The sequence below is a fragment of the bacterium genome, from assembly GCA_040753555.1.
Classification (GTDB): domain Bacteria; phylum UBA9089; class UBA9088; order UBA9088; family UBA9088; genus JBFLYE01.
This window is the reverse complement of the sequence record JBFMDZ010000053.1, coordinates 1-12727: the sequence shown is the minus strand read 5'-3', so window position 1 is coordinate 12727 and position 12727 is coordinate 1. Positions and strand designations below refer to the sequence as shown.

13 protein-coding genes and 2 pseudogenes are annotated in these 12727 nt (G+C 35.9%); 14 read left to right on the top strand and 1 reads right to left on the bottom strand.

The window, feature by feature from the left end:
- Positions 1–226 precede the first annotated feature (226 nt).
- Positions 227–832 (top strand): RdgB/HAM1 family non-canonical purine NTP pyrophosphatase, encoded by a 606-nt coding sequence (rdgB, locus tag AB1630_06050; GenBank protein ID MEW6103362.1) that lies wholly within the window; start codon positions 227–229, stop codon positions 830–832.
- Positions 833–873: 41 nt separating this feature from the next.
- Here rdgB and AB1630_06045 read toward each other — a convergent pair whose 3' ends face one another.
- Positions 874–2148, bottom strand: coding sequence for a TolC family protein (locus AB1630_06045; GenBank protein MEW6103361.1), 1275 nt, complete (start codon positions 2146–2148; stop codon positions 874–876).
- 613 nt (positions 2149–2761) lie between these two features.
- Here AB1630_06045 and AB1630_06040 point away from each other — a divergent pair.
- From AB1630_06040 to AB1630_05980, 13 genes and pseudogenes are all read left to right on the top strand, one after another.
- A pseudogene (locus AB1630_06040) lies at positions 2762–3029 on the top strand (DUF4160 domain-containing protein).
- 5 nt (positions 3030–3034) lie between these two features.
- Positions 3035–3277 (top strand): DUF2442 domain-containing protein, encoded by a 243-nt coding sequence (locus AB1630_06035; GenBank protein ID MEW6103360.1) that lies wholly within the window; start codon positions 3035–3037, stop codon positions 3275–3277.
- 145 nt (positions 3278–3422) lie between these two features.
- Positions 3423–3581, top strand: a complete 159-nt coding sequence (locus AB1630_06030) for a hypothetical protein (protein ID MEW6103359.1) — start codon at positions 3423–3425, stop codon at positions 3579–3581.
- A 114-nt stretch (positions 3582–3695) separates the two neighbouring features.
- The gene (locus AB1630_06025; GenBank protein MEW6103358.1) at positions 3696–4124 is read left to right on the top strand and encodes a hypothetical protein; all 429 of its coding nucleotides are present in this window, start codon (positions 3696–3698) and stop codon (positions 4122–4124) included.
- A 261-nt stretch (positions 4125–4385) separates the two neighbouring features.
- Positions 4386–4745: an aspartyl protease family protein gene (locus AB1630_06020; GenBank protein MEW6103357.1), complete on the top strand. Its 360-nt coding sequence runs from the start codon at positions 4386–4388 to the stop codon at positions 4743–4745.
- A 61-nt stretch (positions 4746–4806) separates the two neighbouring features.
- Positions 4807–5046: pseudogene (locus AB1630_06015) on the top strand (type II toxin-antitoxin system HicB family antitoxin).
- Positions 5043–8363, top strand: a complete 3321-nt coding sequence (locus AB1630_06010; protein ID MEW6103356.1) for a DNA polymerase III subunit alpha — start codon at positions 5043–5045, stop codon at positions 8361–8363. Before AB1630_06015 ends, AB1630_06010 begins: the two are co-directional and overlap by 4 nt.
- A gap of 171 nt (positions 8364–8534) precedes the next feature.
- Positions 8535–8756 (top strand): DUF4258 domain-containing protein, encoded by a 222-nt coding sequence (locus tag AB1630_06005; GenBank protein MEW6103355.1) that lies wholly within the window; start codon positions 8535–8537, stop codon positions 8754–8756.
- A gap of 2 nt (positions 8757–8758) precedes the next feature.
- Entirely contained in the window at positions 8759–8962 is a 204-nt protein-coding gene (locus AB1630_06000) for a YgiT-type zinc finger protein (GenBank protein ID MEW6103354.1), read from the top strand.
- A gap of 67 nt (positions 8963–9029) precedes the next feature.
- Entirely contained in the window at positions 9030–10307 is a 1278-nt protein-coding gene (gene lpxC / locus AB1630_05995) for a UDP-3-O-acyl-N-acetylglucosamine deacetylase (protein ID MEW6103353.1), read from the top strand.
- 1 nt (position 10308) lies between these two features.
- A complete protein-coding gene (locus tag AB1630_05990; protein MEW6103352.1) occupies positions 10309–11733 on the top strand; it encodes a TldD/PmbA family protein in 1425 nt (474 codons plus the stop codon).
- A 110-nt stretch (positions 11734–11843) separates the two neighbouring features.
- Positions 11844–12110, top strand: coding sequence for a hypothetical protein (locus AB1630_05985; protein ID MEW6103351.1), 267 nt, complete (start codon positions 11844–11846; stop codon positions 12108–12110).
- The gene (locus tag AB1630_05980; GenBank protein ID MEW6103350.1) at positions 12088–12630 is read left to right on the top strand and encodes a nucleotidyl transferase AbiEii/AbiGii toxin family protein; all 543 of its coding nucleotides are present in this window, start codon (positions 12088–12090) and stop codon (positions 12628–12630) included. The genes AB1630_05985 and AB1630_05980 overlap by 23 nt, the downstream gene beginning before the upstream one ends.
- Positions 12631–12727 lie beyond the last annotated feature (97 nt).

Sequence of the window (12727 nt, the reverse complement as noted above, 5' to 3'; positions counted from 1 at the left end):
AGGCAGCAGTTCATGAATTCTTTGAGAATTTTGGAAGTTATAAAGGAGAATTAGAGAGCTTACTTGTCAAAAAAATTTCAGATAATAGAGGTTGTTGACACTTGAAAACCAATTTTATTTGAGTATAGAAGGTAATTCTGGATAAAGGTAGCGAAATATAGAAATTTAAAATTTACAATAAACAATTCGTTTCTGGCTCTTTAATGAGGAAGCTCAACACATACGAATGAAGATGCTTATAGCAACAAAAAATCCTGATAAAATAAGGGAGATTAAGGAGATTATTGACTCCAATATTGAATTTGTTCTCCTTTCCTCTTTGCCTTTTGAGATAGATGTTATTGAGGATGGAAAGACAATAGAAGAAAATGCAATAAAGAAGGCGGTTGAATATGCTGCTTTTTCTTCAATGCTTACCCTCTCTGAGGACTCAGGCCTTGAAATAGATTATCTAAATGGTGCACCAGGTGTCTATTCCTCCAGATTTGGAGGCGATATAAGCTATGATGAAAAGAATAGGCTAATTATTAAGTTACTTGAGGGTGTTCCTTTTGAAAAAAGAAAAGCAAGGTTTAAGACTGTGGCCGCACTTGCATCTCCTTCTGGGTTTTTAAAGACAAGTGAGGGAATTGTTGAAGGATTTATTTCTTTTGAGCCAAAAGGGAATAATGGCTTTGGCTATGATCCCATATTCTTTTATCCAGAATTTAACAAAACATTTGGTGAGGTTGGTTTGGAAGAAAAGAATAAGGTAAGCCATCGGGCATCTGCAATAAGAAAAATAGAAAAAATCCTTTTTTTATTAAAACAGGAGGCCAAAGAAGATTATTAAAAATATAAGACCTATTGGAATGCCAATTTTTGCCCATTCCTTTAGATACGATAAGTTGCTTTTTGCAATTTTGCCATTGCTAAATGGTAATCATACAAAGATTGGTAATAATTTGTTTTTGCCTGGGTTAATAAAACCTGGGCATCCAATACATCCGTAGATGTGCAAATACCCTCTTTATATCGCTCCTTTTCCATCCTGAATGCTTCTTCAGCCTGGGATACCTGATTTTCTGCTACCTTTATTGTCTTTTCTGCCTCTTGTAAAGAAAGATAGGCAGATTTTACCTCTATAGCAATCCCATCCTTTAATATTTCCACATTATCCTTTATTTGTTCAAGGACTTCCTTTGCCTGGTCAATCTTTGCCTTTGTTGCCCCCCAATCCCAAAGTGTAATATTTACTAATATCCCCGCTACCCAGCTTCCTTCCCAATCCGTTTTATAACTTTGCCCCTTTTGATAGCTATAATTGCTAAAAAGTGCAATATTTGGATAATAATCAGCCTTTGCTATGGCAATATTTTCCTTGCCTATTTCCACTTCTTTCTTTACTGCCAGCAAATCATCCCTATTTTGATATGCGCTATTAAGGCAGGCTTTTAGCTCTATATCAAATGGTTCAATCTGAAAAACATCCACAATCTCCACGGGTGTATCCATATCCCTTCCCAATAGAGAATTAAAGGAGGCTTCTTGTAATTTCACAGCATTTTCCGACTTAATTACTCCTTGTTCTGCATTACTAAGGCTTACCTCTGCCTTTAATACATCTACTTTAGTTGTCATACCAGCATCATAAAAGCTCTTGACAACATTAAGATGTGCTTCAACCTGCTTAAGGGATTCTTTGCTAACCTCAAGCAATTTTTTTAGCTTAAGAAGGCTAAAGTAGGCGGTTTTTACCTTTAGCATTACATCAGCCCTGCAGGCATTATATTCATATTCAGAAACAGAGATGCTATCTCTTGCTATTTTATTGGCAGCCTTTATCTTACCGCCAGTAAATATGGGTTGCTGGAAGCTGGTTTTAATCTCATACATATCCTCATCTCCAATCTTCATACTACCCATAGTTGGTGCCTCATCAAGCCGTGTATAGCTTGAGTCAAGTTTTAATATAGGCAAACAACTTGCCCTTGCCTCTTTTAACCTTGCCTTTGCCTGTTCTATTCTTTTTTGGGATAATTGTAAGGATTTATTGTTTTTTAAGGCAATGCTAATGCTATTTTCTAAACTCAATATCTCCTGTGTTCCTCCTTTTCCTACAAAAAGAAGGCAAATAAAGACAATCTGTAAAATTTTATGGCTATCCATTATCATTTATTTTTCTGTATGTGTTGAGCTTCCTCATTAAAGAGCCAGAAACGCTTTGTTTAATTTTCTTAAATTAACAAATCTACATCAAAATTTTAAAATTTCTCTTTTATTTTACAATTTGCAATCTAGCCTTTGCAATTACAATGTTTAGCTTTAATGGAACAAATGAAATCCGAAATTCGAAATCCGAAATCTTAAAACAAATTCAAATGACTAAAATTGAAAATTCAAAACAATATAATTTATTTGTTATGAGAATAAAGATTTGCCGTAAAGAAGCAAAAGAGAGTAAATATTGGTTGGAGTTGATAGATACAAACCATTCTGAAAACTCTAATGTTTAGAATTTTGAATTTAGATATTGTTTCGTGCTTCGTGCTTCGGATTTCGTGTTTTCTTTCATTTTAACTTCCTTTCTTCTTCTCGTCTACCTAAACACATACCAAATATTAGACAGAAAATGAGCTAACAGCCATATTCCTTAAAATTTTCTTGACAGGATATTTTATTTATGCTATTCTATAAATAGCCTAATTTATAATGCAGTAATATAAAATTGCCAATAGGTAGGATAATCTAAGGTTAGGTAAATATAGATAAGGAAAATTAGATGCCATCAATCTCAATGTTCTATGGAATCATTATCTATATATTTCAAAGATAATAAACAGCATACAAAACCACATATTCATGTTAGGTATTAAAATGATGAAGTAATTATTGCTATTCCTGAGGGTGAAGTTTTAGATGGAAGTATTCCAAATTCTAAAATGAAACTTCTCCAGGCATGGATTGAGTTGCATAAAGATGAGCTTGTAGCAGATTGGGAGCTTGCTGTATCAGGTCAGCAGCCTTATAAAATTGATCCTTTGAGGTAACTTTTATGAATCCAAGAGTCACTAAAGTTATACCAACTAATGATTATAAGTTAATATTGGTTTTCACTAATGGAGAAGAGAAAATTTACGATTGCTCAGATTTACTAAATTTTGGTGTATTTAAAGAACTCCAAAATAGGAATTATTTCAACCAAGTAAAAATTCTACATGGTAGCGTTACTTGGCCCCATGAACAAGATATATGTCCTGATACACTTTATTTAGATTCAATAAAAATAAATGCCTAACGAATCGTTGTAGTCGGGGGATTGTGCCGTGATTGAAAGTTTTGTAGTATTTCAATGGGCAATCGTGCTTATAAAGTTTAGTGGCAATTCTCCCCGCCGCCGCTGAACTCTATCGTTAGGCAGTGAAAAACAAAAGGAGGAACATATGACATTACCTAAAATTATTACTATAACCGCTGACAATATTGATAGAGAGCACATTTGCTGTGCAATAGGTGATAAGAAGCATGAAAAGGGATTATCTGCAAAAAAGGATAAGAAAGAGACTAAAAGAGGGGTTTGTATTCAAAAAAGCCGATGTTAAAGGAAAATGGTAGCTTTGTGTGTCATAAAATGCTTACAGAGACTAGATTCAAAAATGTAATTGGATAAATACTTGCTGATATGATATAATGAAAGATAAAAGGAGGTGATTTAGGTGAAGAGGGGAAAAGTGTTACTTGCTGGTGTAGTAGTAGGTATTTTAGGTAGTATCTGGGGCTGGTTAACCTGTGGCTGGCTTTTTAATTGGGTCTATACCCTTGAGCCAACAAATGTATGGAAAGGTCCGGAAGCAATGACACCTGGATTTATGGCCTTGGCAAATCTGCTGGGTATACTTTTTGCTATCCTTATGGCATTAGTTTACGCCTTGCTATATAAAGGCATCCCAGGAAAAGGTGTGCTTAAAGGACTCTGCTTTGGACTTTTTGTCTGGTTAGTCGGGACACTTCCAGGAAATGTTATGGCTGGGATGTGGTCAGTAATTAATCCAACAGTCATATGCTATTGGGTAATCAGTGGACTTGTTACTAACCTCTGGCAAGGATTGGTAATTGCCGCTATTTACGGAAAACCAAAAGAGTAAATTTTTGCGAGGACAATTGCAAAAGGAAGGTATTTGTCTAATAGCAGGATGTTATTTTCCAGTATTTTCTAATTTGTATTAAAATTTTTTTGACAGAATACTTTATTTATGCTACTCTATAAATAGCCTAACTTATAATGCAGTAATATAAAACTACCAATAGGCAGGATAATCTAAGGTTAGGTGGCAGCAAAAATTAACAGAGTGTTTTATAGCAAAATAGAAACAAAAAGGAGGTACATTGTGGGAAGAATACGGCGGATGATTAAAATTGACGGACGGAAGTGTTGGACATTGTTCGACACGGGGGCTCGCAATACTTATGTAATCCCCACGGTTGCATCGGTCCTTACCACTTCGGAAATGCCTCACCCGATCCGAACTGCACTAGGTGGAGAAGTGAAAGAAACCAACAGAACAGCACTTCTTCAGGCAGAAGTAGAAGGACACCTAATCTCCACTCACGCGATGGTCATTGACCAGATTGGCGATGATGAAGATGGCAAGTCCATTGAGGTGCTTTTTGGAGCCCTGGCTATGCAACAGTGGGGAATTCGTCCTATTCCCGATGAAGAAAAACTGGATCTTTCTCACTATCCAGAAGAGTTTGTAGAGTTCTAATTCTCCAACGCTTCGCTCGGGCAGGTGAGATCTAAGGTTAAGAAACCCTATACTTCTAATAATGTATATTGAAATTGAGAGAGAAATTGATGGCCGATGGATTGCCGAAGTATCTGATTTACCGGGTGTAATGGTTTATGGGCAAACCTAACAAGAAGCAATTGCCAAAGTCAAAACATTGGCTTTGCGAGTTTTGGCTGATCGGCTTGAACATAGAGAGGAAATACCCGAACTTAAGAAAGTCTTTGCCCTATTTTTCCTTGCCTTAACCCAATTGGCTAAATATAATTTTTGTAAATGAAATTTATCCATCTCCATTGTCATTCTGAGTATAGCTTATTAGACGGAGCAATAAGGGTTGAAAGCCTTGTGAAAAAGGCAGAGAGCCTTTCAATGCCAGCTTTGGCTATAACAGACCATGGAAATATGTTTGGTGCTATAAAGTTTTACAAAACAGCTCTTGCCCATGGCATAAAGCCTATAATTGGATGCGAATTTTATGTTTGTAATAATATAAAAGAAAGGCAGAAGGAGACCCTTTCCCATATTACCCTCCTTGCAAAGAACAGGGATGGCTACAAAAACCTTATAAAGCTTGTAAGCATAAGCTATCTTACAGGATTTTACTATAAGCCAAGGATAGACGAAAGCCTTCTTAAGGAATACAGCAAGGGAATAATTGCCTTATCTGGTTGCACAAAGGGTATAATCCCAAGGCTTATATTAGATGGAAGAATTGATGAGGCAGAAAAAAAGGCAAATGAATACCTTAATATATTTGGCAGCAGAAATTTTTATCTTGAGCTTTTAAACCACAATATGCCTGAGGAAGAAATTATAAGAAAGGGTTTAATTGAGATAGGAAAAAGGCTCTCCATTGGTCTTGTTGCAACAAATGACATCCATTATTTAGAAAGGGCTGATTATCCTGCACATGATGTCCTTATCTGTATCCAGACAGGAAAAAAAATAAATGAAGAAAAAAGGCTAAAATTTCAAACTAGAGAGCTTTATTTTAAAACAGAGGATGAAATGAAGCAATTGTTTTCAGATTGTCCATCTTCCATAGAAAATACGCACTTAATAGTGGATGCCTGTAACCTTGAGCTTGAATTTGGAAACCTATATCTTCCACACTATGAAACAGGGGATGAAGAGCCAGATGAAGCTTTAAGAAGGTTATGTATGAATGGGTTAAAGGAGAGGTACGAAGATGATGAACAAGCAATGAAAAGGCTTGAATATGAGCTTTCCGTTATTTCAAAAATGAAATATGCAGGATATTTCCTTATTATTCACGACCTTATTCAATATGCACAAAAAGAGGGAATTCCCACAGGACCAGGAAGAGGCTCTGTTGCTGGCTCTATTGTTGCCTATTGCCTTGGGATTACAGATGTAGACCCTTTAAAATATAACCTTTTATTTGAAAGATTTTTAAATCCAAATAGGGTTAGTATGCCAGATATTGACATAGATTTTTGTTATAAAAGAAGGGATGAGATTCTTTCCTATGTAACAAAAAAATATGGCTCTGATAAAACAGCCCAGATAATTACCTTTGGAACAATGCTTGCAAGGCAGGTTTTGCGTGATACTGGAAGGGTTCTTGATTTCTCATACACTGATTGTGATAAGCTTGCCAAAATGCTTAATGAGGAGCTAGGTGTTACCCTACATGAGGCATTGGTTAAAATCCCAAGCTTCAAAGAGGAATATAAAGATGAAAAAAAAAAGGAGCTTATTGATATAGCAATTAGGCTTGAAGGTCTTACAAGGCATGCCTCAACCCATGCAGCAGGCATAGTTATTAGCTCTCTTCCCCTCACAGATATTGTTCCTCTATACAAAGACCCATCATCTGGAAGGATTGCAACACAATATTCAAAGGATGATATTGAGGCAATAGGTCTTCTTAAAATGGATTTTCTTGGGCTTGTTAATCTTACCGTAATCCATGATACAATAAAGCTAATAAAGGAAAAACGAGGTATTGAGATAAACATAAAGAAAATTCCCATTGATGATAAAAAGGCATATGAGCTTCTTTCAAATGGAGAATCCATTGGCTTATTTCAGCTTGAATCATCTGGAATGCAGGATTTATTAAAGAGGATAAAACCAACAAATTTTGAAGACCTAATAGCTCTCCTTGCTTTACATAGACCAGGGCCACTTAAATCTGGTATGGTTTATGATTTTATAGAGAGAAAGCATAAGAGAAAGAAAATAGAATATTCAACGCCTTTGTTAAAACCAATTCTTGCTCAAACATATGGCGTTATAGTTTATCAGGAGCAGGTTATGCAGATTGCAGAAACATTGGCAGGATTCTCTATGTCAGCCGCAGATGAGCTAAGAAGGGGAATGTCTAAAAAGCAAGAGGATAAGATGAGAAAGATGAGGGATGAATTTATAAAGGGGTGCATAAAACATAATCATTCAGAGCATCTTGCCTCAAGCATATACGACCTTATAGCAAGGTTTGCTGAATATGGCTTTAATAAATCACATTCTGCAGCGTATGCTTTGATTGCATACCAAACCTCCTATCTTAAGGCGAATTATCCTTTGGAGTTTATGTCCTCTCTGATTACAAATGAATTTAGTAATCAGGATAAGGTAGCTTCCTATATCAATGAGTGTAGAAGGATGGGGATTGCCATTCTTCCACCTGATATAAATAGTTCATATCCATATTTTGCTATTGAAGATGGAAATATAAGGTTTTCCCTTACAGCAATAAAGCATGTAGGAGAATTGGCTGCTTTATCAATTGTAAATGCAAGAAAGAAAGAGTCATTTTCCTCCCTCTCTGATTTTTGTAATAGGGTTGATACAAGGCTTGTAAATAAGAGGGTTCTTGAAAGCCTGATAAAGGCAGGTGCATTTGATTGTCTTGGTAAGCGAGCAAGCCTTATTCTTGCTTTAGATAAGGTTATTGAAACAAATGGGAAAAAAACAAACCAAATTTCTCTTTTTGAAGAAGAAGTAAAACCTGTAGATGTTCCCGAATGGGATGAAATGCAAAAGCTGGCTCTTGAAAAGGAGCTAACAGGCGTTTATATCTCAGGTCATCCTTTGGAAAGGTATAAAAATAGGCTTTTAGGATATGGAAGCATAACCTCCCTCTTTGATAAGGATGATGGTTGTTTTGTCTCAATAGCTGGAATGATACGGAAAGTAAAGAAGGCAAAAACAAAAAAAGGAGATGCAATGGCATTTATGGAGATAGAAGACCTAACAGGAGGAATTGAGGTTGTTTTGTTTCCCGAAGCTTACAAAATTTCTGAAAATAAGGTTGTAAAAGATACAATTGTTATTGTGGAGGGAAGGGTGGATAAAAAGACAGAACCAAAGGTTATAGCAGATAAGGTCTTATCCTTTGATGAAAGAAAGCCGACAATACACCTTCGCTTAAGCAATCTTTGTGAAGATATTCTCTATAAAATTAAAGAAATTACCTCCTCCTTTTCTGGTAATTGCCCATTTTATCTTCATTTTGGAAAAAATAAAGGAGAGAGGGTTTTATTGGCAGGAGAAAAGATTAAGCTTGATGAGGGGATGTTTGCAAATTTAGCTGAGGTTGTGGGAGGAGAAAATGTGTGGGTGGAATAAAGAATTTATGATTTTTGATGTCTTCTTAAGAAAAATCATTGTTTTATAGTAAAACTTAAGTTATAATTTTTGTAAATGTCAAATTACATTTTTGAAGAGGCGAGGAAATCAGCATTAAAACGGATTTTGTATTTACCTCATGCCATTAGATAAATGTTACGACCTGAGCGTATGATCTCAAAAGAGGAGATAGAAAAAGCAATCTTTGAGGGTGAAGTGATAGAGGATTATCCAGAAGACCCACGCGGACATAGCTGTTTGATATGTTGCTATGAGCCACCGGCTCGTCCCATTCATATAGTTTGTTCTCCAAAGGTAGAATATTTGGCAATAATAACAGCTTATATTCCTGACCCAACCAAATGGTCTTCTGATTTTAAACGGAGGTTATAGATATGGAATGTATGTATTGTAAGGGTAAGATGGTCAAATTGACAGCACCCTTTGATGTGAATCGTCAAGGTTATCACATCCTCTGGGATGCTCTGCCAGCATGGGTGTGTACTCAATGTGGAGAAGCCTATTTTGAAGGCGAAGAAGTTTCTCGTATCCAGAAAGCTATTTCTATTTTAGAGCGTGAGACCTTATTTTTACGATAAAGAGCATATCCATCTTGGCTTAGTGGTCATAACCTTTTTTCAATAAAGATTGATTAAAAATAAAAGGATGAATAATTTAACACAGAATACCATAAATAGAGAGGTATCCATTTCTGGTATAGGTCTACATACAGGAAAGGATATTACAGCTTTTCTTAAACCAGCCCCTCCTGATACAGGCATTGTTTTTATAATGGACAATGTAAGAATCCCTGCAAAGCTTATGTTTATCTCATCATCGTATAGGGAGATTTCCTTAAAAAAAGATGGGGTAGAGATTAGGACAATAGAGCATCTTCTTGCCTCCCTATCTTCATTTTCCATTACAAACCTATTTATAGAGCTTACAGGCTCTGAAATACCCATTATGGATGGAAGCTGTCTTCCATTTGTTGAGCTTATAAAGTCTGCAGGTATAAAAAAACAATCTGCAAGGGTAAAATGCCTCTCTTTTGCAGGTCCTGTTGAAATAAAGGAGGATGGAAGGTTTATCTCTATCCTTCCCTATGATGGGTTTAAGGTATCGTATACAATTTCCTTTGACCATCCTATTGTAAAGGAACAGTCATTAGAGATTGACATAGATAAAGATTCTTTTGTAAATGATATAGCACCAGCAAGAACATTTGGTTTCTTGGAGGAGGTTGATAACCTTCGCAAAGCAGGTCTTATAAAGGGTGGCTCTCTTGAAAATGCAATTGTTGTTTCCGATAATGAAATCATTAACAAGCCATTAAGGTATGAAGATGAATTTGTTCGGCATAAAATCCTTGATTTAATTGGCGATATTTCCCTTTTGGGCATTCCATTAAAGGGTCATATTATTGCCAATTGTTCAGGACATTCGCTAAATATAAAATTAGCAAGGAGGATAGATGAGATGATGAAAAATAAAGAGGTCATAGTGATAGGGGAAGGAGGGATGGATATAAAAGAAATCCTTGAGATAATTCCACATAGGTATCCATTTCTTCTTGTGGATAGAATCCTTGAGATAGAGCAAGCGAAAAGGGTTGTTGGGATAAAAAATGTAACAATGAATGAGGAATTTTTTCAGGGACATTTCCCAGGAAACCCTGTTATGCCAGGTGTTCTCATTATTGAGGCAATGGCTCAAACAGCCGGTGTTTTGCTCTTGTCAGAAGAAGAAAATAGGGGAAAGCTAGTATATCTTGCTGGGCTGGATAATGTTAGATTTAGAAAGCCTGTTATCCCTGGAGACCAGATAAGGTTTGAGATAATACCTGTAAAGATTAGAAAAAAGGTGGGAATAGTTGAGGGTAAGGCATATGTAGAGGGTGAGCTTGTTGCAGAAGCAACCCTCTTTTTTTCACTCGGGGGTTAAAATGGAAGATATTTTAAAGAAAGCAATTGATAGGGCAAATCTTCTTGGTTCAGGGTATTCAGATGCCAGGGTTGTAATTAGAAAGACGGAATCTATTACTGTAAAGGATGGATGTGTTTATCCCTCTTATAGTGAAGAAATGGGTTTGGGAATAAGGGTTTTAAAGGATGGTTGTTGGGGATTTGCATCGTCCTCCAGGATAGAGGAAGCTGAAAATACAGTAAAAAAGGCTATAGAGATTGCAAAAAGCACGAAGCTTTCTAAGGAAAAAGATATTTCTTTTGAAGGATATAAACCAATTATAGATAGATATGAAACGCCGTTTAAGATAGACCCATTTAGCATTAGTGTTGAAAATAAGGTGGGGCTTTTGCTTCAATCTGATAAGCTTATGGGAAAAAATCCTAAAATAAAGACAAAAGAGGGGTCAATTTCCTCTTTTTCTGAAGAAAAATTCTTTGCAAATACAGAGGGCTCTTTTATTTGCCAAAAGATTGTAAGTTGCGGAGGTGGGATAACCTGTAATGCTGTTAGCAATGGTGAGGTTCAAACACGCTCCTATCCAAACAATTTTGGTGGAGATTTTATAACAGGCGGATATGAGTTTATTGAAGAGATGGATTTTGTTTCAAATGCAGAAAGAATAGCAGATGAGGCAATAGAATTGCTTAAGGCAGAGAAATGCCCACATGGAAAGAAAACAATTATTTTAGACAAAGCCCAACTTGCCTTGCAGATTCACGAGTCCATTGGGCATCCAATAGAGCTTGATAGGGTTTTAGGAACAGAGGCAGCATACGCAGGAGGTAGCTTTTTAACAATTGATAAGATGAATAGCTTTAAATACGGCTCTCCTATTGTAAATGTCTTTGCAGATGCAACAATTCCAAAGGGATTAGGAACATTTGGCTATGATGATGAGGGAATTCCAGCACAGAGAATTCCAATTATAAAAAATGGAATTTTTGTTGGATATTTAACATCAAGGGAAACAGCATCTATTGTTGGACAAAGAAGTAATGGAACAATGAGGGCAGATGGATGGTGTAGAATTCCACTTATAAGGATGACCAATATAAACCTGGAGCCAGGCGAATGGAAATTAGAGGATTTGATAGCTGATACAGATGATGGCTTATTCTTTGAGACAAACAAATGCTGGAGCATTGATAATAAAAGGCTCAATTTCCAATTTGGATGTGAGGTAGCAAGGGAGATAAAGGGAGGAAAAATGGGAAGGATTTTTAAAAACCCTGTATATACGGGAATAACGCCTATCTTCTGGAATTCCTGCGATGCCATTTGTAATAAAGAAAATTGGCATATCTATGGCCTTCCAAATTGTGGCAAGGGACAACCGGGTCAGAGGATGTATGTAGGGCATGGGGTATCACCCACAAGATTTAGGAATATAGAGGTTTTATAAAAAATGCAAAATGCAAAAATCCTTTCTTTAGCTAAAAAGATATGGGTAAGTTTCAACTGAAAAGTCTTTGCCAAACCAAAGGATTTTGAGTATACTGATTGGGGTTAATTATGAATTATCTTAAGGCGGTATTTTGGGATTATCCTCAATTTACTGATGAAATTGTGCTAAAAGAACACCTTAATAAGGATAAGAAGTCTCAGTTATATCCCTGGATACTAAAAAGGTTCCTTGAATATGCTAGAGTAGTGGATACGCTGAGTTATTTTAAAATAGATGAGATAGCGGAAGAATTGTCTAAGTTAAGATTAACCCCCTATACTTACAAAAAATGGAAGAGGATTCTTGAGGTTTATGGAACATCTTATAGAACATAAAAAATACTATTCATCAGATGTAGAGAGGGAGATTTTACTTTCTCTTATTACCAATTCAAGCATAGAGAGCTCCTTTTTTCTCACCGGCGGCACAGCACTTTCTCTATTTTATCTGCAACATAGGTTATCCGATGACCTTGATTTCTTTACCATAGATTCCACCCAAAACCTTAGTGATATAGATTTCTGGATAAAGAGGATGTGGCTACAAGACTGTGTTAAGATTAAAGAAAGCCCCAATTTTCTCTCCTATCTTATCAAGGGAACAAAGGTTGATTTTGTTATTGATTTACTTTCAAACAAGGAAGATAGACCGATAATTTTATTTGAGAATAGACATCATCTTTTAGTAGATACCATCAACAATATTGTTTCCAATAAATTTTGTGCCATCGTAAGTAGAATAGAACCTAAAGACTTTATTGATTTCTATTTTATCAAAAAGGTGCTTTTACCAAAGATAGATATAGAAGATATATACAATAATGCCAAATTCCCATTTTCCGCTACCTTGCAATAGGAATTGAATTTCCAAAAAAAAAATCTAAAGTTTAACCCTCTTAAAAACCGATATATATAATAGATAGAATGATAGAAGATATTTCAGAAGACAAAAT